At 38.3% G+C, this 23,478-nt stretch carries 21 protein-coding genes; 9 read left to right on the top strand and 12 right to left on the bottom strand.

Features of this window, described 5'->3' with window-relative positions; translation table 11 throughout:
• The first annotated feature begins 69 nt into the window (after positions 1-69).
• From B1C82_RS11370 to B1C82_RS11360, 3 genes are all read left to right on the top strand, one after another.
• Positions 70-630 (top strand): DNA-3-methyladenine glycosylase I, encoded by a 561-nt coding sequence (locus B1C82_RS11370; RefSeq protein ID WP_086447671.1) that lies wholly within the window; start codon positions 70-72, stop codon positions 628-630.
• Positions 631-674: 44 nt separating this feature from the next.
• A complete protein-coding gene (locus B1C82_RS11365) occupies positions 675-1,331 on the top strand; it encodes an SAP domain-containing protein (protein WP_086448583.1) in 657 nt (218 codons plus the stop codon).
• Positions 1,332-1,408: 77 nt separating this feature from the next.
• Positions 1,409-2,005 carry a hypothetical protein gene (locus tag B1C82_RS11360; protein WP_086447670.1) on the top strand — a complete coding sequence of 199 codons (597 nt, stop codon included), beginning with the start codon at positions 1,409-1,411 and terminating at the stop codon, positions 2,003-2,005.
• 20 nt (positions 2,006-2,025) lie between these two features.
• On the opposite strand, the gene B1C82_RS11355 is transcribed toward B1C82_RS11360, so the two are convergent.
• A complete protein-coding gene (locus B1C82_RS11355; protein WP_086447669.1) occupies positions 2,026-2,622 on the bottom strand; it encodes a TetR/AcrR family transcriptional regulator in 597 nt (198 codons plus the stop codon).
• A 100-nt stretch (positions 2,623-2,722) separates the two neighbouring features.
• Here B1C82_RS11355 and B1C82_RS11350 point away from each other — a divergent pair, with 100 nt between their 5' ends.
• Both B1C82_RS11350 and B1C82_RS11345 read left to right on the top strand, forming a co-directional pair.
• Positions 2,723-3,547 (top strand): acyl-CoA thioesterase, encoded by an 825-nt coding sequence (locus tag B1C82_RS11350; RefSeq protein WP_086447668.1) that lies wholly within the window; start codon positions 2,723-2,725, stop codon positions 3,545-3,547.
• A gap of 45 nt (positions 3,548-3,592) precedes the next feature.
• Positions 3,593-4,276, top strand: coding sequence for a YwaF family protein (locus B1C82_RS11345; RefSeq protein WP_086447667.1), 684 nt, complete (start codon positions 3,593-3,595; stop codon positions 4,274-4,276).
• On the opposite strand, the gene rsx is transcribed toward B1C82_RS11345, so the two are convergent.
• The 4 genes from rsx to B1C82_RS11325 form a co-directional block, all read right to left on the bottom strand.
• Entirely contained in the window at positions 4,277-5,638 is a 1,362-nt protein-coding gene (gene rsx / locus B1C82_RS11340; protein WP_086447666.1) for an LIMLP_03685 family anti-sigma factor, read from the bottom strand. It lies immediately after the preceding gene.
• A gap of 1 nt (position 5,639) precedes the next feature.
• Positions 5,640-6,170, bottom strand: coding sequence for an RNA polymerase sigma factor (locus B1C82_RS11335; protein WP_086448582.1), 531 nt, complete (start codon positions 6,168-6,170; stop codon positions 5,640-5,642).
• 140 nt (positions 6,171-6,310) lie between these two features.
• Positions 6,311-7,999, bottom strand: coding sequence for an RICIN domain-containing protein (locus B1C82_RS11330; protein ID WP_086448581.1), 1,689 nt, complete (start codon positions 7,997-7,999; stop codon positions 6,311-6,313).
• 319 nt (positions 8,000-8,318) lie between these two features.
• Positions 8,319-8,720 (bottom strand): hypothetical protein, encoded by a 402-nt coding sequence (locus B1C82_RS11325; protein WP_086448580.1) that lies wholly within the window; start codon positions 8,718-8,720, stop codon positions 8,319-8,321.
• Positions 8,721-9,071: 351 nt separating this feature from the next.
• Between B1C82_RS11325 and B1C82_RS11320 the strand changes: the two genes are divergently transcribed.
• The gene (locus B1C82_RS11320) at positions 9,072-9,368 is read left to right on the top strand and encodes a DUF433 domain-containing protein (RefSeq protein WP_086447665.1); all 297 of its coding nucleotides are present in this window, start codon (positions 9,072-9,074) and stop codon (positions 9,366-9,368) included.
• Between the two features lie 56 nt (positions 9,369-9,424).
• Here the strand turns inward: B1C82_RS11320 and B1C82_RS11315 are convergent, their stop codons facing one another.
• The 6 genes from B1C82_RS11315 to B1C82_RS11290 form a co-directional block, all read right to left on the bottom strand.
• On the bottom strand, positions 9,425-9,952 hold the full coding sequence (locus tag B1C82_RS11315; protein ID WP_086447664.1) for a NuoI/complex I 23 kDa subunit family protein: 528 nt from the start codon (positions 9,950-9,952) through the stop codon (positions 9,425-9,427).
• Positions 9,939-11,393 (bottom strand): NADH-quinone oxidoreductase subunit G, encoded by a 1,455-nt coding sequence (locus B1C82_RS11310; RefSeq protein ID WP_086447663.1) that lies wholly within the window; start codon positions 11,391-11,393, stop codon positions 9,939-9,941. The genes B1C82_RS11315 and B1C82_RS11310 overlap by 14 nt, the downstream gene beginning before the upstream one ends.
• A gap of 145 nt (positions 11,394-11,538) precedes the next feature.
• Positions 11,539-12,684, bottom strand: coding sequence for a chorismate synthase (aroC, locus tag B1C82_RS11305; RefSeq protein ID WP_086447662.1), 1,146 nt, complete (start codon positions 12,682-12,684; stop codon positions 11,539-11,541).
• Between the two features lie 72 nt (positions 12,685-12,756).
• Entirely contained in the window at positions 12,757-14,244 is a 1,488-nt protein-coding gene (locus tag B1C82_RS11300; RefSeq protein WP_086447661.1) for an HD-GYP domain-containing protein, read from the bottom strand.
• A 144-nt stretch (positions 14,245-14,388) separates the two neighbouring features.
• Complete coding sequence (locus B1C82_RS11295; RefSeq protein WP_086447660.1) at positions 14,389-15,882, bottom strand: HD-GYP domain-containing protein; 1,494 nt, start codon at positions 15,880-15,882, stop codon at positions 14,389-14,391.
• A 123-nt stretch (positions 15,883-16,005) separates the two neighbouring features.
• The gene (locus B1C82_RS11290; RefSeq protein WP_086448579.1) at positions 16,006-16,617 is read right to left on the bottom strand and encodes an ACT domain-containing protein; all 612 of its coding nucleotides are present in this window, start codon (positions 16,615-16,617) and stop codon (positions 16,006-16,008) included.
• A gap of 266 nt (positions 16,618-16,883) precedes the next feature.
• On the opposite strand from B1C82_RS11290, the gene B1C82_RS11285 reads away from it, so the two are divergent.
• On the top strand, positions 16,884-18,761 hold the full coding sequence (locus B1C82_RS11285) for an ABC transporter ATP-binding protein (RefSeq protein ID WP_086447659.1): 1,878 nt from the start codon (positions 16,884-16,886) through the stop codon (positions 18,759-18,761).
• A gap of 4 nt (positions 18,762-18,765) precedes the next feature.
• A complete protein-coding gene (locus B1C82_RS11280) occupies positions 18,766-19,164 on the top strand; it encodes an SET domain-containing protein (protein WP_086447658.1) in 399 nt (132 codons plus the stop codon).
• Here B1C82_RS11280 and B1C82_RS11275 read toward each other — a convergent pair.
• The gene (locus tag B1C82_RS11275; protein ID WP_086447657.1) at positions 19,161-21,206 is read right to left on the bottom strand and encodes a sigma-54-dependent Fis family transcriptional regulator; all 2,046 of its coding nucleotides are present in this window, start codon (positions 21,204-21,206) and stop codon (positions 19,161-19,163) included. The genes B1C82_RS11280 and B1C82_RS11275 overlap by 4 nt on opposite strands.
• 342 nt (positions 21,207-21,548) lie before the next feature.
• Here B1C82_RS11275 and B1C82_RS11270 point away from each other — a divergent pair, with 342 nt between their 5' ends.
• Positions 21,549-23,477 (top strand): GAF domain-containing SpoIIE family protein phosphatase, encoded by a 1,929-nt coding sequence (locus B1C82_RS11270; protein ID WP_086447656.1) that lies wholly within the window; start codon positions 21,549-21,551, stop codon positions 23,475-23,477.
• Position 23,478: the final 1 nt, after the last annotated feature.

Raw genomic sequence — 23,478 nt, 5'->3', positions numbered from 1 at the left:
TCAAAAAATTTCTTGCCTGTTCTTTTGTAAGAAGCGAATTAATTCTTAGGATTATCCTATCTTTAGTATATGAATTCTCTTACAAAATATTGCCATTACGTTCTTTCACTCGAAAAGGATCAAGATCCTGAAAACAAAACGTATCATGACACAGAATACGGTTTTACCTTAAAGTCAGACGACGAGTTATTTGGCCGGTTTATTTTAGAAATCAATCAAGCTGGTCTATCTTGGACAACAATTTTAAGAAAGAAGGAAAACTTTCGAAAGGCTTATAAAAATTTTTCCATCGGAAAGATCTCAAAGTTTTCTGAAAAAGATTTTGATCGACTTATGAACGATGCAGGGATCATTCGAAATAAACTTAAGATAAATGCTGCAATTCATAATGCAAATGTGATCGTCGGTCTTCAAAAAGAATTCGGAAGTTTTCAAGATTGGTTAGCCTCTCACCATCCCAAATCATTGGATGAATGGACCAAACTATTCAAGAAAACTTTTGTATTTGTGGGTGGAGAAATAGTGAATGAGTTTTTAATGAGCACAGGATATTTAGAAGGTGCTCACGGACCTGGATGTCCGATTTATAAAAAAGCATTAAAGTCCAAGCCTGCTTGGAATTCTAAATAGAAAAAATAAATCCCTTCTTATTGTTGGAATTCCTGCAAACAAAAATGAAATTACGTCCTTCTTTTGAAAAAATCAAAACAATCTCGGAATTCGAGTCTCATTATTGGTACAGAGAAGAATTACAAGAAATTTGCACAGGATTAAAAATATCTTCCAAAGGTGCCAAAGCGGAACTTGAAGAAAGGTTAAGATCGTATATTAAATTAGGCAGAGATATGTTCCTCAAAAAGGAAAATACATCTATAAGCCCAATATCAATTCGCAGAAAAAACAAAAGTGGAAAGGAGATCACTCTCAAATCTAAAATCATTCCAGAAGGAATTCGTTTTGACTCTAAATTTAGAGAATTCTGCAGAGATTACTATGGTCTTAAAAAATTCAGTTTTACCAAGGCAATGGCAGAAGCAGTTCGAGATGCTGAGAAGGTCGGAAATCTAAAACTCTCTGTCCAAGATCTTTTGAAGGTGTATGAAAATCCTCCCAAGGAAGAAAGGCCGGATGATCGCGTTCTAAGATGGAATCGTTTTGTTAAAGATTTTCATTCTAGTACAAAAACTTCTCCGCTTAAAAATAAACTGAATATAGCTGCGTTTTTATGGGGGAAGGTTCGGGACAGACCAGGTAGTAAAAAATTCGATCCTTCTCTTTTAAAAGAATTTGCGAAGGACATTCAAAAGTTAGAAGCTAAGAGTAATGAGTAATGCTAAATCTGTAATGAAAATCTGATTTTTCTGCTGGTAGACTAACCTAACTCATTATAGAATATTCTTTCAAGCAGATGAAAGTTAAGTTGTTCTTATTCTCCATTCTATTCAGTTTTTTACTCTGTATTCCTTTTTTCATAGGGGCGCAGTCAGATAGTAAAACGGTATGTTTAAACTGGGAAAAAAATTTTCCTAAAATAGATTCTAAACTATATTTAGAGATTAGCGGTCTAGAATTAATCCTGAGTCCACCTTCCGGCGCAATAATGAGAAGCAGAAGGCCGGGAGAATTGGTGCCAATCATACACGGCTCTTATAAAATCGAAGGAAATAAGGATGTATTGATCGAATTTCCGTATGAGCCTGCCGATCCGGATGAGTGTTCTTTTAATTGTAAGGAACAATCACTGACTCTAAGATCTAATCAAAACACCGAAGAAGTATTCGATAATTGTTTTAAAACATGTAAGAATAATACAAGTTTCAAATTCGGAAAAGATAAATTTAAACTTCACTTGAAATTCAAAATTTACAGAGACGAATCGGATACCTTAAGGATCGATTCCGTTTCTTATAAAGATTTAAACCCGATCACTGGGAAATTAGCTTATTCTTTCCCACATTATTTTGCTGGTGATCTGGTAGAATGCGCTAACTCTATTTGGGATTAATAAAACCTAAAAATATTATATTAATTATCTAAGGAAAGAAGTGCTTTTTCTAAACGATGAATATGTTTGAAATCTCCAGACATTCCGTATAATTGCAAAGCCCCTTGATAATAAAAAAGGATACTTTCTGAAATGTCTTTCAATTCAGACTCAGTTTTTACCTTTTTAGAATTCCAGGTAATTTCTTTTAAACAAAGTTCGAAGTCGAGAACCCATCGGTTCAATGCTACCTTCACAAAATCTGAGATCTCCGGCTCATCATGTGTCTGGTTGGATAAATTCGCGTAAGGACAGCCGTAAATATAAGTATTTTTCAAACCTCTTCTCAACATTTTCATCCAAGATTTAATAAAGTCCGAATATTTCTTTTCCTTCTTAGCAATCCTTTTAACAAAACCTAATATAGCTTCTTCCTGTTCCAAAAGATAAGCCTTACCCAAATCCTTTTTAGATGGAAAATGAATGTACAAGCTCTTCTTAAAAGCTCCCGCTTCTTCGAGGATTTCATTTATCCCTGTATTGGGATAACCCTTGGAATAGAATAATTTGAAAGCTGCCTTTAGGATTCTGTCCTTTGCAGGGTCGTCAGACCGAATTAAGTCTTTTTGAATTCTCATTTTTTCCTCCCTTTATTATAATTATGGTAGACTGACTTGTCTACCATAATTTATTCTGGAATTTATGCAGTAGACCGATTTGTCTACCGGAGGCTTTTTTATGAGGCTCATGGAAAAAACAGATAAGATCATCACATCTTTTACAGTTCCTGTCCGTAAATCGGATATAGATGTAAACGGACATGTAAACAATGGAACGTACCAAAGTTATTTTGAAGAAGCAAGGATCAAAACCTTCCAACTTTTAAAAGAAGAAGGGGAAGCAATCCTGAGTTCAGACCGCTTGGTAGTCCGCCAAAGCGTAATAGAATATAAAGCAGAGCTAAAATATCCAGAAGATGCTATTGTTACTACAGACATCCTTCACTCCGATCCAGAATCTACTGAGATCATGCAGGAAATCTTTCGTACTTCCGATTCTGTATTAGTATGTAAGGCAAAATTCGTTTTAAGCCTTTTTGATGATGCGGAAGAAGTCTTTTATTCCGAAGCTGATTACCCTTATGCGTTCTATCATCCGATCAGCGTTGGCTGGCCGGAGATGGATCCAGAAGGAAAGGTAAATTTAGAAACGATCCAGTATTATCTAGATGATGCCAGGATTCGATCTTCTTATCAATGTGGATTGGACCTGCATTCATTACAGGCGAAAGGAATCGGCCCGGTGGTTTACAAAGCTGATTTGAATTACTTTGGCACAATGAGTTTTCCGGATGATTTTGTAATTGTTACGGTTTATCAAAAAGCAGAGAAGAATCGATTAGCATTTCGTCATGATGTATTCTCTAAAAAAACAAAAAAGTTGATTCTTACTTCGGTAGTACATGGACTTTTTATGGATCTAAAAAGAAAAAGACCTCACCAATTCACTGAAGAAGAAATGAAAATGATCTTTAGCGTAAAGAATAATCCACTCTTTGATTGAATTTATGATTTGAAATTTAGCTAACGCAAGGAGAGGGTATCTTCTATGAGATTCGAACATTGGGGCCCTCTCCATTTTATTATTCTTTTTCTTACTGCATTCCTCAGTTTCAGTCTCCCATATTTTGCTAGAAAATTTGCTTCTTCCAAAACCAAAAATATCATCGGATATACTCTTGGTATCATTCTTCTTTTAAACTATTTTGTTTACGTAATATATAGAATAGATTCAGGCTATTGGCAGATACGTTATGATCTGCCTATGGAATTTTGCAATTGGTCGGCAATTGTAACCTCTCTGGCATTATTTACTATGAACAGAACTCTGGCAGAACTTTCTTATTTTTGGGTCATTGCAGGTTCTATGCAAGGAGTAATCACTCCAGATCTTTCGGTTACATTTCCTCATATTTACTTTTTTATATTTTTTATCGCGCATTCCGGTCTGGTGATTTCTGCTCTTTATGTTGTATTTGGTTTAGAGTTAACTCCTAGAAAAGGAGCAGTGCTTAGATCAGTTCTTTATAGCCAAATTTACGTGGTTGTTGCTTTAATTATAGATTTTGCATTAGATTCAAATTATGGATATATGAGGGAGAAGTCTGCCGCAGGCTCTTTGATGGATTATTTAGGCCCTTGGCCTATTTATATCCTTTGGATGCAGGCTTTAGGAATGTTAGTATTTACTTTATTATATCTTCCGTTTTGGAAGAAGAACTTAAATCACTAATTACTCAGATTCTATTCTTTCTACAGCATCTACCGGAATAATCAAGTTACCATCCGGTCTTAATACTACATAGAAGCTATCTTGCTGGTAGATAATCCCTCTTTCCATAGATCCGTCTTTTAGGTAAAGAATACGAACTTCTTGAGAGATTTCTCGAGGAGCAGCACCTGGACCTTTACTATTTAAGATATCCAAAATGGATGCTTTGTCGACCTTCTTGACCAACTCCATCAATTGTTCTCTTTCTTTCAGGTCTTTTGGAGGGAAACGGACCATACTCGCAAACTTTCTTTCCAGGTCCGCTTTTTCATCAGGAAGTATTTTTTTGAGAGAATTCTTAAGCTCTTTAGGAGAGATAAGGAACGGATCCTTAGGAAGAGAATCCACATGAGGTTTTAAACTTTTAATTAAAGTTTCATCTAATTGCACGCTAGGCTGGGACTTCTTACTTGCTTTGATCGAATCTTCGATTCTTTTGAGACCTTTCATTCTCGCTGGAGAGAATCCTTTCCATGCAAGCTGTTGTCCTGATTCTATTGTTAGTTCTTGTTTATCAAATAAGATAGGATATTCTTTTGCGAGAAGAGCGATTTCTTCCTTGGTCAACCAACTGGAGACTGACTCGAAGAAAATCGCATCTCCAGATTCAAATCTAACTTTTCCTTCTAATACTTTTACAGAGAGAGAAGAATCCGTACGTCCTTTGTTGACCGAGACCTTAGTTCCTTCTAAAATTAATCTGAAGTCATCAGAACCTATAGAAATATTTTCTGCGTCTTTCGGGCCTTGGCTATCAAGAAGAATTGTTCCATATCCAAGAGAAACATGGATTGCATTTTCTTTACGTTCAGCAGTGAAGTCTGAATTAGGTAAGGCTCTAAGTGCAACACTCTTCTCCCCTTCTAATTGAACGTCGCAAATTGAAGATTTCCCTGATACGATCCTCTTGCCGGACACATTCTCTCCAGCTTGAGAAGTTTTACCTTCAATAGAACAATCACCATATGAATAAGTGAACTTATCTAAAGTAGCTTCCCCTTTTTTAATCGAAGAATTTTGATAAAAATATATTCCAAAAGATGCAAATACTATAGCTGCAGCCGCAAGATAGATCGCAGGTTTAGGGAAAGGAATGATTTTTTTAGAAGAAGTTTTAGGAGAAAGTTTTTTTAACTCTAAAGAAGCACTAGAAGTTCTAAGTTGTGACTGGATCTGAGTAATTTTTCGGTATTCGGCCGCTCTGTCAGGATCTTTTAATACAATTTCCAAAAGTTGTTTCTTTCCAGCGGCGTCAAGCTCGCCAGAAAGATATAACTCTAGTAGTTCTTCGAAACTATTTGACTGTTGCGTATGTAATGTCATCTTATAGTCCGATCCCTTCTGCTTCAAGATGCGTTCTTAATAATCTAAACGCACTTAATAAGCGACGACTAACGGTCCTCTCGGATATTCCAAGAGCATCTGCAGTCTCTTTGAGAGTCTTCTTCTGGATTTCCTTCAGTAATATTATACTCTTTTCAGGCTCAGGAAGACGTGAAACCCCATCTTTTAATGCTAAATTAAGAGAATTTTTTTCCAATTCCAGAGGATCTTCATGATTCCCTCCTGAGAGTTCCGGAAAGTTCTCTACATTAATTGAGACGTTGCCCGTCTCCTTCTTTGTACGATTGAAATGTTTAAAGTATAGATTTTTAGCGATCGTGCATGACCAAGAAGAGAAGCTTCCCCTATTTGGGTCAAAGCGATCCATGACCTCAAAGGCCTTTAAGAATGTCTCTTGGGTCAAATCTTCGGCAATTTCCGGATTTCCTGAAAATTTGAGCAGGAAATGATACACAGTATTTCTGCAGGACTCATATAGAGTGATAAATTCCTGTTGGGAAAGACCTTGCATTTTCAGTTTAATCGGGCCAAAAAAAGGATTTCTGCTAATTTTTGGGATATTCCGATTCTGCGGAAGCAGAAAAAAATAAGGCTCCCGAAAATCGAGAGCCCTACCTTTCATAAGACGCGGGGTTTTACCCGCCCAGTATCTTAACGCAAGAACTGGAACTTTTCGTTATCAGTCCAAGCACAAGGCCATTGGACCAAGAGACCTCCGTCTCCAGTCGCGCCGCCTGCGATATCCAAACACTGGCTGCTATGTTTTGCTTGAAGAGCAAAGAATCCGTCTCCATAGGAGAGCAATTGAAATCTTTGGTTATTTCCTCCACCGCAAGAATATTGGATCACATTCATTCCTGCTGCAGTAGATCCGCTCTTCACGTCGAAACATTTGCCGCTATGTTTAGCGATAAATTTAAAGTAGCCATCACCCGTGGATTCGAGTGTCCATCTTTGGTTATCCTGGCCAACGTTAGTCCATTGGTAAAGATTAACATTGTCGGCCGTGCTAATTCCTGGAACATCGATCACCTTACCGCTATGTTTTGCCATGATCGCTGAATAATCAGAACCATTCGGATCATTTACGAAAGGAATGTTTCCACCCACGGAAGATTTACCACAACCGTCAGATCCGCAACCTGCGTTAGAACGCCAGTCTCCTCTTTCCATTGGGTGACCGATTCCGTCAAAACATCCACTTCCTTGGCAATTCATCCAGCTAGGAGCATCTCCACCTCTTCTCAATCGAACAAGATTGTTCCAAGTATCTTGGTGATAATCGTTGCCACCTGGATTTCTGAAATCTTCGAAATATAAACATCCGCCGGATCCACCATCATCATGGAAAGATCCATGCGCGTTTTTACCAACATATGCAACTGGGTGAGTACCGTTCGCTACTTCAAAGTTACCCGCTTCTTTTGAATACCATCCAGAGTGTTGAGACCAAGCAACTCGTTTCATTTGGCCATTTACTACTAGGACACTCATTCCTTCCCAGTCAGCCGCATGACTTCCGAAACTTAAGAAACAAGTACTTTGCCAAGCGTAGAAGAACCAGTATCTAATCAGAACTGCATTCGTTCCAACTAGAGAAGTTTCATAGAAAATCGGAACTTGGTTATTTGAAATTGTAGAATAATCTTTATTACAAAGATCTTGAGGTGCAACTCCTGCGGCTCTTTGAGTGTAATAAGTTTGAGGATCGCTAGTAAAACATTTTCCGGAATCTCCAGAACCTGTAGTAGTCTCTTGATCAAATCTCAAACGAGGTGCAAATTGTTGAGCTAGTGCATCCTGATCAACATTTGGTCCACCATTATCAGCTTGGCAAAGATATAAGCTCATACTATCGCAATAACGACCATTACAGCTTGCACCTGCGATATACATAGACTCAGGAGCTACAAATTTTCCACCGTCTTCTTCAGAAATACCGGAAGTCCAATAACATCCTGTTCTAACACCGTTATTATTCAACTGAGAACATTTTAAGGAAACGTTATCGCAATAACTTCCAGAACATTTAATACCTGTTACGAATGCGTTGTTATCGCAAACACGATAGTTGGTTCCTTCTTCTGAAAACCAATCTGTCCACCAGCTATTAGTTTGAGTGTATCCGGATTCGCTTGCGAGAAGATTTACATCATCGCAATAACGACCGCTACATTTCAAACCGCGTGTTAAGAAAGTAGGTCCTGTTTCAATCGGGTTTGCACCATCTGTGGTCCAATTCAACCAGTGTGGTGGAAAAATCTCGTTATGAAAATAAGTGCTAGCTGCAAATAACTTAGATCCATTTCCGCTTTTAGAAGGAAGAAGACTAGAAAGTATTCCTAAGTCTGCTCCGTTTGATGAAGACTTATCGCCGCAAGCCACGAATGACCCTGCGAGAAGTCCTACGATTACCAGAGTATAAACACCCCGGATGATGATTCTCTTCATTATAATCCCTCTTTAGTTTTAATGTGGAGGTTTTAAGTATTTAAACGATAGGGTAATATAAGCGTCTTAATTCTCACTTATTTTCGAAACGAGATAATATAATTTCTGAAATAAATAAAATTTTTATTTATATAGGTCGTTCGAATTTAATGAGTAAAGTTTGTTCTATATTATATAAAGAAGTTTGTTTAGATTACTAAAGGGATGATTAAGGTTTGCGGCCCTTCTTCTTTGGAGAAGCGGCTTTTAAATTTTTAGGATCAGTGTCTTTGCTCATTCTGATCAATTGAGGGCCCATAAATTTTAGGAATTCTTCCAAAAAGGTAACGAATCCTTTAGAGCCTCTATTCTCGCTAATGAATATTAAGATCCTACGAATTGCAGGATCTTCCGTTAAATCGCCTAAAGCAGTTTCGTGGATATTCTTTTTATCTTTATCTAAGAATGCTTTTAGCTCCAAACGAAAGAATAAACAAAGATTGATAAAATCGTGGGTAAGTAGTCTTGATTCACCCCTTTCTATTTTTCCTAAAAGGTTAGGATTGAATGGAACTCCAAATTCTTTCTTAAGAGCGTCTGCAAGTTCCTTTAATGAAAGGCCTTTCTCCATCCGGCAATATCTAAAGACATCGCCTATTTTAACATAAATTGTTTCGATGGAGCCGTTTTCCATATTTTGAACACTAAAAAGTGTTAAGAATAGAATATGATCTGTGAAGCGGCTCTGCTTCGAATCGAATTCTTTTTCTTCGGATTAACTTAGCTCGATTTACACTGAATTTTCTATTCTAGGAGTATTTTAATTACTTTTATATATTTTTTATTCTTTATATTACTTTTGGAATTTTTCTGAAAGTTGTTCATTCCCTAAATCTTAGGGATTATTTCTTTCCAGGGAAAAACTTCAGACTTCAGAATTAAAGATTCAAAATTTGGTCTGTGGCTTTGTTGTATAATTAGAATGGAAACAGATACAAAAAAATTAGAACGAATTATCTCTCATCCTTCCATCTGCGGAGGTAAACCAGTTATCCGGGGAACCTCGATCCGAGTTTTAGAAATACTAGATATGATTTTTTTAGGATTCGGATACCGTGAGATCCTGAATGAATATCCAAATATTAAGGTTTTGGATATCGAAGCTTGTTTGGAATACGCTTCTAAAAGATTACATTCTCCAATATTGGATAAAGCGAATCGAGAACTTCCGAGAGAATTTAGTTCGGAAGTAAGAGACGCAGATCGGAGAGTTTCTTAATAGATTGTTCAGTCTTTTATGGCCTGTATATAACGGGCCATAAAAAACCTAGGAGACTAGAGTCTTTCTCCTAAGATCGGTCCTCCGACCTTTTGCATCATTCTTTCTTTAGTTAGAATTAAATCTTCTCTATTGTCAGCAGCCATCTCAGCAGGACCATCTAAATAGATCGCACCTTTAGGGCATGCCTCTTCGCACATTCCACAGAATATACAACGTAATAAGTCGATCTCGAACTTCTTAGCAAACTTATCTTCCGGATGAAGATGCTGAATTTCAGGAGTTACATGTCCTGCTTCTATCTTAATCGCGTCCGCAGGGCAAATCCACATACAACAGAAACAGCTAGTACATCTTTCTCTGCCAATCTCATCCCGCTTCATGGTATGCATTCCACGGAAACGAGTGGAGAACTTCCTTTTCTTTTCAGGAAATTCTAATGTAACTGCACCTTTTAGGAAAGCAGCTTTAATAAAATGTTTAAGAGTAATCCAAAGACCATTCGCGATTGAATAAGAATATAATCTTTGGTACCAAGCGGGCTTATGTTTTGCCGCTACATTAATTACATTAACGGTTCCCAACGGCTGCCTCTCTAGAGTTAGAACGTAATTCTAAGGTTTTCTTTTCCAATAACGAGAATATTTCCGCCGAACTTGATAAACCTTTTGGTGCTTCCATAGATTTATTAAAGTTCTGGGTCCATCCCTTCTTATTTGTAAAACTTCCACTTTGTTCCGAATAAGCTTTGATCGGCACGGAATACTTTGCTTTAGTCGCATCATCCGTAAGATTCGTTTCTAAGATTACTATAGATTCAGAAGAAACGCCAGCCAAGATTTCGTCAGTTGTTTCTTTAATTACAAAGATTAGATCGAATTCACCTTTTATAGCTGCAGAACGAATAGAATCGATCCCATCGGAGGAAACAAATCCTGCGTCTACTGCACCTTTCGTGTTCGGTCTTTTATCTGTAGTGTATTGGAAATCCACTTGTTCAGGTTCTTTGTATTGCTCAGGACTTACTCTTGCTTCTGTTACGAATAAAACCCCAAGCTTAGATAAAGATTCTTTGATTGATTTTAAGTTCTGATCAGACTCGTGAGCTCCACCGATCACTGCAATCTTTTTAGATCTGGAGATTTTTTCGGAAATCTCATCCAAAACAGTAGAACTAATACTTGTTTCTCCATTTTTATAGAAGGAGAACAATCTGTTTGTATTCAACCAATCAACATTAAATCTTCCTTTATCACAAAGGAAATACTGGTCCTTCTCTTCATCTATACGAGGCATATAACGGAACATTTTGTTGTCTCTTACATTTGTATAAGTTTTACAACCAGTACTACATCCTGGGCATACAGATTCTTCTGATTTATACCACCATACCCGGGACTTAAATAACGTTTTATGATTTAATAATGCACCAACTGGACAAATATCCGCAAGCGCACCTTGATAATTATGATTGATAGGTTCTTCTTTTGCGAGACCTATAATCGAATGATATCCTCTTTCAAAGAGTCCTAGGTTGGACTCTCCTACCATTTCTTCTTCGAAACGAACACATCGATAGCATACGATGCAACGATTGTGATTGATGATTAGATTAGAACCGATTTCTTCTTGAGGAATATTCCTTTTTTCTAATGTGAATCTGGAGTTTCCCTTTCCTGAGCCGAAAGAATTATCTTGGAGTTGGCATTCTCCTGCTTTATCGCATACAGGACAATCTAGTGGATGGTTCGCTAGTAGGAATTCCATCGTTCCTTCTCTCGCTTCGATAACTCTATCACTCTTTGTAATGATAGAAAGTCCTTCGGTGACTTTAGTATTGCAGGCTACTTGTAGACGAGGAATCCCTTCTATCTCGATGAGGCACATGCGGCACATGCCCACCACAGATAATTTAGGATGATAACAGAAAAACGGAATATCCACTCCGGCATCTTTAGCGGCGGATATTAGATTTTTTTTCTCGTCGACCTCGTATTCGATCCCGTCTATCTTTATCTTGACCACTCGAACCTCCGTTTTTCGAAACAAACCAGGGCGCCAAATTTCATTTGAAACGTACTATTCTAAGTTGGCAACCCGTTTCTAGATGCAAAGATGTGAGAGCCTGTCTCAGATTCTAATAGCTTGCTTAGCAGACTAAAAGACAAATTCAGAGTTTTAAATCCTTGTAATAATCAGGAACTTTAGCCCATTTCTGGAACCACTGAGGATTCATCGCCCTTTGGTAGAGATATGCATCTATTAGAACTAGGTTTATAGCCGCTTCTACAATTGGAACCGCTCTAGGCAGAACGCATGGATCATGCCTGCCTTTTGCTTCTAGCATGGTTTCTTTTCCGTCGATATTTACAGTATTTTGTTTTTTGAAAATGGTAGAAGTAGGTTTAAAAGCAGCTCGAACCACCAAAGTTTCTCCGTTGGAAATCCCACCTTGGAGTCCTCCGGAATTATTTGTGCGAGTGCGGACTCTTCCACTTCCTTCTTCTACATAAAATTCGTCATTATGAGTACTTCCGGTTAGAAGAGTTCCAGAAAATCCGGAACCAACTTCAAAACCTTTACATGCAGGAATGGATAGAATTGCCTTTGCTATGTCCCCATCCAATTTATCGTACACTGGATCTCCAAGACCTGGAGGAAGATTATAAGAAGCAGAGCGGATAATTCCACCCACACTGTCTCCTGCTTCTTTCATTTCTAAAATGAGAGAACGCATTTTGTCTGCCGCCTGAGGATCAGGACAACGGACTTCGTTGACATCTACTTCTTCCCTGCTTTGCGGATATTTGTTTTCAGCAATTTCAGAAGATATAGTTCCAATTGTATCTACCCAAGCGACTGTTTTGACTCCCAGATCATCTTCTAGGATCATTCTGGCAATTGCACCCGCAGCTACTCTTGCAATTGTTTCTCTGACCGAGGATCTTCCTCCGCCTACGTGAGCACGAAATCCGTACTTGGTTTGGTATGTATAATCTGCGTGAGAAGGACGGAAAGTTTCTCTTAGATTTTCATAATCTTTGGAGATCGTGTTCTGATTGTTTACTATCAACGCGATCGGACTTCCGATCGTTTTTCCCTCAAATACTCCGGAAAGAACTCGAACAATGTCCGATTCATCCCTAGGTGTGGTGAGTTTACTTTGTCCGGGTCTTCTTCTGTTTAAATCCTTTTGGATCTCATCCAATCGGATAGGAATCCCTGCTGGAACTCCTTCCACGACAACCCCCACGGCTTCGCCATGAGATTCTCCGAACGTACTGACTTTAAATATTTTACCCCAACTGGAAGGCATACAGTACCAGAAAACAGGAGACCACCAACGGAAGAAAGTAGGATTCCGAAGCGGAGAGGAAAAGCGAATCGTTTACGCGACAGATTTCGGAGCTGTTTTGCGGTAACTTCTATCGATCAGATCGAACAAAGGCGGATCCAATTCAGGATCGATAGAATAAATCACCCTTCTTGGGTCTACCGTATTGGCAAGATTGAATACTGCCTTTCTAATATCAGGACGGAAAGTTTTACGATCGTAACCTACGATTTTCAGTTTTCCTTTATTAGAGAAGACAGGTCTGATTGTCCCAACTCTTTCTAAAAGAGGGCGAGTTTGATTTTTGTTAATGTCTCGAATAACGCATGTCTCAAAATGAATCTTATGTTGAGAGTCCGTAGATACTACGATCACATAATCTCCTACGTTCAAAACACTTTTGTTCTCGCACAAACTAAGTGCCATAAAATCGAAAAATTCCTTAACCACTCTTTCATTATATGAAAAAAAGCTGTTATTCAAGATTAGCTTCATAGCAGTTATTGGAGAATAAGCAGACCTCCAATTTTGAGTACTACTCAAAGAGGCAAATTCTCCTGCGATAGAAATGATTGCTGGATCATCTTCACTATAAGAATTACTTTGCAGAATGTGTAATTGTTTCTGCATATCTTCTACAAGTACACTTCTAGAAGGATCATTCTTATATTTTTCGTAATATTCTCCGAGCCGTTTCTCCAAGAAAGCAGTAGAAGGATAGTTATTATTCAATCCCTCTCCCCTATACGGTCTATGACTATTTAATACTGCAGTTTTAACTGGAGTTTGAATAGAAGCCAAATTCCCAATCATCAAATAACTAACGATTGGATGATTCTTCACATATTCAAATTCTTCTGTGCTCAGATTTCCATGCACCGGCAGTTTCATTCTGACTTTGCCTATATCTACCATATAAGCTGCCATCATCAGATTCAATTGTTGTGCTTTTGAATTTTCACTGTCTTTAACGGAGATTGCTTTTAAACTACGTAGCTTCATCGCCATAGAGATGACTGTTCTTTTAGTCAAAACTTCTGAATCAGTTTCCACGCCAGCCGACTTCATCACTTCGATTACGTTTACCAAACCTAATTCAACGTCTTGACTATTCGCGAAATCATCTAGAATTCCATCGATCGCCTTTGCTACTTTCTTCACATGATTTCCGTTTAAAGGATAATCTCTCAACTCTTTGAGAAGATCGGAAGCCTGTCTTGCCATCTGCAAAGTCAGATCAGGATTCACTAACTTAATATAAGAAACTTTTTTGCCGTTTACTGAATCGGGCTGATCTACTTGAATTCCTACCTTGTGCCTTTCGGATAGAAGGTAATAAATGCCTTGAAGTTCAAACTTTTGAAGCTTATTAATATCTGCGTCACTCGCGTTGTCTTTACGGTGAATTAAAATCTGCCCGTTCTTATTGTAAAAATCTACAGGGATGGACTGACTTTCTTTAAATTGTCTGATGACTTCGGCATTAAACTCAAATCTTTCAAGTCTGAGAGGATCGATTGGACCACTTTGAAATTGAGTCATTATAAAAATCCATACGCATTACCAGAGGGCCAAAAATATAAACCCAAAGTACATAACGTTTAAGTAAGATATATGTGTAGTATCAAAGAAATGATTTAACCTTGCTAGTAGGCAAGAATAAATTTCCGAAATTGTGTCAATCGATCAAGAAACCGGCGCTTTAGAGGCGGAATCCGAATCAGAAGAAGTCCTAGAGGGATATGTTTCCCTAACTTTACGATCCAATGAATCAAAAAACTCAGGATCGATTTCAGGATCCACTAAATAGATAATCCTTCTAGGGTCAGCATTACGTTCCAAATTGAAAATTGCTCTTCTTCTATCCACAGTCAAGCTGCCCATTTCGAAGCCTGAGATCCGAATTTTTCCGTTATTTGCAAACTTCGGTCGGATAGTACCAATCCTTTCCAACATAGGTCGGATCGAATTTTTATGAGAATCTTTAATAACGCAGATCTCGAAAAATACCTTACGATTTGAGTCCTGAGAAGCTACAATAACGTAATCTCCAATTTTTACAAACGGCTGGTTATCGCATAAGGATAATCCTACATGATCGAAAAAGTCTTTTAGTGTCTTTTCGTTATAAGCAAAGAAACTATTATTCAAGATTAATTTCATCGCCTTAAGCCCGTCCATAGGTTCTCTCCAAGGCTGAGGGGTGGTCAAGGACGCAAATTCTCCCGCAATAGAAAGAATCCCAATGTCTTCGTAAGAGATCGCGTTAGTAAGGATGGACTTAACTTGCCTTTGGATATCGGTAGCTAAAAGATTTTTGCGAAAATCATCTTTATATTTCTCACGATAACCTTGAAGTTTTTGCACCAAAGGTTTGGTTTGCGGATAGTTATTATTCATCCCCTCTCCGCGATGTGGCCTGTGGTGATTTAGAACTACTGATTTGACAGGATCTTCAATCTCAGGAAGGTTAGCGATCATCAAATAACTAATGATAGGATGGTTCTTGATATATTCCAACTCTTCCGGTTTTAGATTCGCATGAGTCGGTATCTTCATCTGAGTATAGCCGATATCCGCAAGGTAAGAAGCCATCATCAGATTCATCTGCTCCGTCTTCTTCTGATCCATATCCACTTTGGTAAAAACTTTAGCGGCCCTAACCTTAAGCGCCATTGCGATCACAGTTCTTTTAGTAAGAACTTCTGAGTCCACTGGCATTCCGGCATTCTTCATTACTTCTATAATATTGACTAGTCCGGTCTCCATATTTGGAGAAGATTTAAAATCGTCTAGTACTGCGTTAATGGATTTGTTAATCTCTTTAACATGTTCTCCATTTAAGGGGAACTTCTTGATATCAGATAATAGATCCGTTGCTCCTCTAGACATATCCAAAGTGAGAGTAGGATTAATAAGTTTATCGAAAGAAGGATCTAAGGAACCTTTTTTGGTAGAGCCAGGATGGATCTTTGCTATCTCAGCAGATAGAAAATAGATTCCTTGCTTTTCGAATTTTTGGAGACGACTGATATCGTCTCCGGTGGCCATATCCTTTTTATGAATTAGGATCTGTCCGTGTTTATTATAAAAATCGACAGGTATGATTCTATTTTCTCGAAAGTGTTGAATCACTTCTTCCGTGAAATCGAATTTTTGTAAATCTCTAGCTGCGTCCATCGTCAGGTGGAGGGGACTCCTGCATTTTAGTATCGGCAGATTGATTCTTTGAATAGAATCATTCCGTTACCGTAATACATTTCTTTATAGATTTAGTATCTTGGACGATTCAAATAGATCTGATCAAACTTGATTTAGGCTGCTTTGTAGAATATATCTACGGATCCTTTCTTCCGTGGAACTTCCTGCGAACCCAAGTCCTGTACGAGAGTCGGTTAGTATGAATGTATCCTGAGCTTTTAAGGATTTGCCATCAGTCCTGACTTCACCAGAGATAATATTAATCCCCAGATCCTTTAATACTCCGGTCACAAAGTATAATAATCCTTTTCTATCCGGAGCTTCTAAGTAAAACTTTGTAGCAGAATTGCCAGGTACGTCTTCAAACTCCAATTGAGAATCTTGTCCTAGATAAAATGTATTTCGAATATCTATTTCACTTGAGGTTTGGATCATTTCTTCCAATGCATTATCATCGGAAAAGACAGAAGACATTAAGATACCTAGTTTGGATGCCTTGATTTTAGAATCTGTTTCAGGAGATCTAAGAAGAAATTCATCGTAACTGATCATGGAGTCGCCGTCTTTGATCGTGCGAATATCTCCCGAAAGGATCTCGAATCCCATAAAGAACATTGCCTTCACCATTTTATGAAGTGTTCCTGGGGCAGTTTCAGAAGTCTTGAGAGTAACTCTATAGACCCCGTATTCTTCTTTGTAGTTAAATTCTATCATAGTTTCCGCTTTCCTACAAAGCCTGCATAATCCTTGAAAAATAACACTCAAAAACCCGAGTTTTTGAGGAATGTTTTCGAAGTCTAAATGAGTAGTAGCGCCTTTTTCAATATTCTGTCTCGTAAAATTTTTCATCAATGAGACAGAAGTTCGAGGAAAATCCGCTGCTAGCGGATATACGCGGAAAGCCCTCCCGAATATACTGGGGAAATCGGTGAAATTTTTTTACTAACCGATACGCCCTTCTTCCCGCTGGGGATACATATATGACAAATAAACAGAAATTTACCGAAGGATTCAAATTCGGAAAAACACAGGCGACGTATTCTAACACAAAATCAGCAGGACCTAAGGTTCCGCAAGGAAGCCAGGCTGCAAGAGGCTCTTATTCTTCTTCATTAGGGCCAAGTTTTGCTGGAAATGAACCTTCTTCTTCTGAATCTCCTTTCCTAATTCTTCTTGGGTTAGGCAGATATTTTAAAAATTATAAAGTACGACTTGGGATCGTTTTAGGCCTTCTTTTTACCGAAATCATCGTTTATTCTGCGATTCCTTTCTCTTTTAAGTTTTTGATCGATGAAGCTTTGATTGGGAAGAATGAAACAGTTCTATATATTACAGGTACACTTCTAATTGGAGGCACAATCTTAATCACGGCCGCAGGAACTGTACGCGATTATTTATACAATTGGGTTTCAGCCCGTGCCATAAGGGACATGAGAGAAGAGTTATTTATTCACTTACAAAGAGTGAATTTAGACTTTTATGCAAATACTCGTCCAGGCGATGTTCTCTCAAGATTCTCTACTGACTTATCTGCATTGGAAAATGCGGTACTTGCACTCATTCCTTGGGGAATCTCTCCATTATTAGAAGCAATCTTTGGAACTGCATTATTATTTGCTCTAGATTGGAAGTTAGGCGCAATTGCTACCTTGATCTGGCCTATCACCTTTTTAGGTCCTGTATTCTTCTCCACTAGATCTACTGCAGCAAGTTACGAAAGAAAAATAGAAGAAGCTAAGGTCCTCACCGCCGTTGAAGAATCTATCTCTGCTCAAAACTTGATCCGAGTTTATGATCTGGACGGAGCTTTCTGGGACAAATTCAAAGGAAACTGCGAAAAACTATTTCATGTTTCTTTAAGATTAGGACTAACAAATTCTTATTTGGAACGTTCTGCTTCGGGTGGAATTCTACTTTTACAAGCTGTGCTTTTGATCTCAGGTGCATGGTTTGCATTCCATGGAATGGTGAGTGTGGGAGCTTTGGCGGCTTTTCTTCCTCCATTCTTAAATTTGTCTTACTCGCTACTTTATGTATCTCAATATTTTCCTACAATGAACCAAGCAAGTGGTTCAGCTAGAAGAATATTAGAGATCTTAAGAACTCCTACATTTGAATCAGAAGGGGAACGTCCATTTGCACCTTCTGAATTGCAAAATTCTATCAAGCTGGAAGATTTACATTTCCGTTATAAAGGTAGAACTAAGAATCTTAGCGGTGTAAATCTAGAAATTAAAAAAGGAACTTATACAGTAATCCTTGGCCAAAGTGGTTCCGGGAAAAGTACCATTCTGAAATTCATTTTAGGAATGATGGAACCGAACCAAGGAAAAGTTTCTTTGGATGGAATTGCAATGGAGAAAATCCGTTTAGATGCTCTTCACTCCATGATAGGTATCGTATTCCAAGATACATTCCTATTCCACACTAGCATCCTGGAAAATATTCGCATGGGGCGTCCAGACGCAACTCCAGAAGAAGCAATCGAAGCAGCAAAACTTGCAGAGATCCACGAATTCATTTCTGCACTTCCTGATGGATACGAAACAATCGCAGGAGACAAGGGTTCCAAACTCTCAGGCGGAGAAAAACAAAGGATCGCTCTTGCGAGAGCCTTAGTCAGAAATCCTCAAATCCTTCTTTTGGATGAGGCGACTTCTGCATTGGATCCGATCACTGAAGCAAGGATCTTGAAAACTCTCCAAAAATTAAGAGAAGGAAGAACAATCGTTTCCGTTACCCATAGGCTTACCGGTTTGCACGCAGCCGACCAAGTAGTTGTCTTAAAAAATGGAAGTCTGGAACCTTATCCTTCTCCGGAAAATGATTCACTTTCCGCGGCCGCAATCGGATTATAGAAATATGCTGAAAGTACCGACTTACGTTTCCGAGTCTCCAATAGGGGGCCTCGGGGTTTTTGCAGGTAGAGATATAGAAGAAGGCGAACTCGTCTGGGAATTCCATCCTAAAACTGTTTGGACTCTTACTGAAAAAGAAGTCCAAGCTCTCCCGGAAAGATTACAAAATCTGATCTACACCTATTCTTATTTGTTTGAAGGACAATGGTACTTCTGCGTGGATAATTCCCGCTTCATGAACCATAGCGATCAAGCAAACACCTTAGAAGATAAAAGCGGAGTCCAAGGCGAAAGTAACCCATTAGGAAGGGACAGAGCTGTCCGCAAAATCCTAAAGGGTGAAGAATTGACCTGCAACTATAAACAATTTGATCAGAATTGGAAGGAAAAACTTCCTTCTTAATAGTCTATCTTAAGATCTTTGATCTTCTTATCTAAGGTGTTCCTGTTGATACCCAAGAACTTGGCAACTCTGGTCTTAGTATATTTGAATTTTTTCATCGCATACTTGATCAGTCTTGCTTCGACTTCTCCCACCACAACTTCCATAGCTCTTCCATCTAATGCATCTAAATGAGCAGGAGAGAACTTGGAACTTGCTACTTCGGAAGAAGCTTCCGGATCGACACCAACTTCTACATCTTCTCCTTCGTCGCCATAAAGGATACGTCCGCTGATCTCTGAGAAATCTTGGATATCCAACATTTCAGATTGAGAAAGTACTACCGCCCTTTCAATCACGTTCTCTAATTCACGAACGTTACCAGGCCAACTATAGCTCATTAGAAGTTTATGAGCTTCTCTAGTTATACCCTTGATCTTCTTGATATTCTCAGATGTGTATTTGGTAATAAAGTGATTGATCAGAAGAGGGATATCTTCCGGTCTTTCACGAAGCGGCGGGGTCAACATATTGACCACGTTCAAACGATAATATAAGTCAGCTCTGAATAGTTTTTGAGAGATCAAATCTTCTAGGTCCGCGTTAGTCGCAGCTATGATCCTAACATCGATTTTTTTAGGCTTAACTGAACCTACTGCTTCTATTTCTTTTTCCTGAAGAACTCTTAAGAGTTTGGATTGAAGATTGAGATCCATTTCTCCGATCTCATCCAAGAAGATGGTTCCGGTATCGGCCATCTCAAACTTACCTTTTTTGTCAGCAACCGCGCCAGTGAATGATCCTTTTTTATGACCGAACAATTCGGACTCTAAAAGATTTTCAGGAATAGCGGCACAGTTGATCTTGATAAAAGGTTTATCACCTCTAGAAGAGTTATAATGGATCGCAGATGCGATCATTTCTTTTCCAGTTCCGGATTCTCCAGTGATCAAAACCGAAGCACGAGAATCGGAAACAAGTTGGATCATTTCGAAAAGTTTTTCCATGGATTTGGACTTTCCGATCAAGGAACCGAACTTGTATTTATTCTTAAGTTCTCGTTTTAATAGAATGTTCTCTCTTGATATCTCACGCTTCTCTTCATCGATCAGTTTTTGAATACGGATCGCTTGGTAAATTACTGAGGCCACTACCTGAAGGAAGTCTAAATACGTCTTTAAATCGACGTACTTTTTATGAACAAAGAATACACTAACTACACCTAAAACATCTGTATCTGACTTAATAGGTGCTGCAAGAAAACTAACGTTTTCGGGATTGTTTTTAAAGTGGCTAGCGTTATTGAGTCTGTTCAGGAAATTTTCATCGCTTACAATAGACTCTACGATGACTGCTTCTCCGGATTCGTAAACTTTTCCAGTGACTCCTTCGCCAGGAAGATAAACTCCCTTCTCCATTTCTTCCGCAGTGAGTCCAGATGCTGCACTAAGTTTTAAAATATTCTTCTCAGAATCAAATAGAACGATGGAACCTCTTTCTAGGTTAAGAGATTTATCCAATCTATCCATCACATCATCAAAAATTTCTTGGAGAACTAATGTAGAAGTTACAGTTCTAGAAATATCGATGAGAACTTGTTGGATCTTATTCTTCTGCTCCAGCTGTCTAAAAGTTTGGAGGTTCTTAAAGATCTGAGCAGCCATATTGGCCAGAGTGGAAACTAATTCGAGATGTTCGTCAGAGAACGCTTGCTTTCTGCTAGAATCTAGAGAGATAACTCCGATCACTTCGTCTTCCACGATCATTGGAACTGCTAGCTCGGAAAGAATATCGTCCTTAATGGAAATATAATGTGGGTTCTGGGTAACGTCGTTTACGATCATCCCTTCACCGGATGCGGCAACGATACCAGTAATACCTTCTCCCACTCGGAGCTTAACTTTTGTCCGAACAGAAGGGTTCATTCCACGGAAAGTAACTATGTCCAAAACCTCATCCGCTCTGCTGATTAGCATGAGGGATCCTGAACCAACCTCACAAATTTGGATACATCTCTCCAAAATCAAATCCAGAAGGCGATCTGGATCTAAAGTCGAATTCATTGCGGTTGCCACTTCTTGTATATGGCGGAGTGGGCTGGGTTTTATGTAACCGGACATCTGCTTAAAAAAGGTGCTGATTGATGATTTTGCGGTCAAGGAAAAAAACTTAAAATCCAAGCAACTCGCTTCGTTTACAGGACAGAACGCGATATTTGCACCAGAATCAACGTATGTTTAAGATTTCAAAGGACATAATATTACGAATGATCGATATACTTTCAAATTTTAGAATAAACTGAACTTCAATATTTAGAACGAATTCTCGTTATCTGCTGATTTTATTTGAAATAAGATGAAAACGTCTTTCCTCTAGTAAACATTTTCTTTACCATTTTTCTCCGGATGTCCTGCGTATTTTGCGGAGAATTTTATCTTCCGGACGGGAAACTCAAAGATGGAAAATTTCTTTGTAATTCTTGTGGAAGAGAATGGATCTTAGAAAAAAGAAAACGGAACAGGATCAAACCTCCCGAGGTCCATGCATTATCTAATGAGATCTTATTAGAATTCCTTTCTTTATTTAATACTAGTCCAAATTTGGACGACCTTCTCCAAAATTTTACCAATCTAGCATTCAGAAAATTGAATCTTCCTGGGATCTCAGTCATGGTGTATGAACCTAGATTGGATCGAATCCTAGTAAAATCTTGTAAAAACAAAAAAGGCCCTGCTTTAGAGAAGTTAGCCTTTAGAATGGAAATCAAAAAAGGTGAACAAAACGGTCCGCTTGGCCAAGCAATCGAAACTTGCAAATCTGTATATTATAGATTTGATGAACAGCCTCATAAACAAATCCGACAATATGGCCGAGTAAACAAAGTAGAATCTGAACTTTCAGTTCCAATTCATCTCAAAAAGGAAGTATTAGGATTAATCAATGTAGATTATGAAAAGGACGATCCTCTACAAGCGGAGAAGGATCAATATTTTCTGGAATTGATCGCAAGTCAGTTTGCAACTACTTTAAAAAATAGAATTCTTTTCGAAGTCTCTCAAACTCAATCTAGGAATTTTAGAAATCTTCACTCTGCAGCGTTAAAGCTAAGTAGTTTGGGGTTCAAATATAGAACCGAAATTTTCCGAGTCATTCTTCTTTCTCTAACCGAATTTTCGGAAAGTAATCTTTTCGTTTTATTAGAAAGGAAAATTGATGAGGCAGGAAAAACAATTTCTACAGAAGGGCATATACTTACAGGGAGCCCAAGAGCACCAGAGATCAAATTGAATGTACAACTAAAGGGAGAATGGAACGTACTTAAAAGATCTGCAGAATCTGCCATCCTAATAGATTCCGCAGATTTGAAAGAATGGAAAACACTAGGAAGCAACGGAAAGAAAAAACATCTAGCAATATTACCAGTATTACGTTCTGAGAATTCTGAAATTTGGATACTTCTCGCCAAAGAAGAAGAACTGCACTGGAGTCCCGAAGAAATCGACGTATTAAATGCATTTGCAGTCCAAGCTGGGATCTCAGTCCAAAACTTTCATCTATTCCACCAAAGAGCTGAAAAAGAAAGATTGGATAAGGAAATCGAAATCGCGAGAGATTTACAAAGATCTTTGTTACCTAGAAAAATGCCAGACCACGTGAATTACGAATTTGCTGGTACCATGATCCCTGCAGTAGGAGTCGGTGGCGACTATTATGATTTTATAACTCATCCTACTAATAAGGAGACTTACATTTGTATCGGAGATGTAAGTGGTAAAGGAGTTCCAGCGGGAATTGTAATGGCTACCGTTAGGACAGTGATCCATTCGTTAGTTAGAAAAAATCCAAGTCCTTGGGAGATTTTACAAACTGTAAACACTTATCTATATCAAAATTATTTTAAGGATATTATATCTCCTAGATTCATGTCTTTGACTATTATTCACTGGGACCAAAACGAAAATCGATTTGTATTCAGTGGTGGAGGCCAAGGAAATATTCTGGTTTATCGCAAAAAGGAAAATCGTTTAGAGGAAATCCCAACGGGTGGAGTTGTTTTAGGAATAGATCCGGACATAGATCATTTTGAAAATAGTGGAGAATTTCATTTAGAACCGGGAGATTTCTTCCTGATGTTTACTGATGGAGTATGGGAAGCAATGGATCCTACTGAAGATTTTTTCGAAATGGACCGTTTGCACAATTGTGTTTTTGAGGCCCGAAAGGAAAGTCTTCCTCTTCTCTTAGAAACTGTTTTGAAAAACATAAAAAACTTTACTGGGGAAAGGGAGCAGACAGATGATATTACTTTAATAGGCGTAAAACGTTTAAAATAAA

This window comes from Leptospira venezuelensis, assembly GCF_002150035.1.
Classification (GTDB): Bacteria; Spirochaetota; Leptospiria; order Leptospirales; family Leptospiraceae; genus Leptospira_B; species Leptospira_B venezuelensis.
Note: the sequence above shows the minus strand (reverse complement) of the source record. Positions and strands in the feature narration are given on the sequence as shown.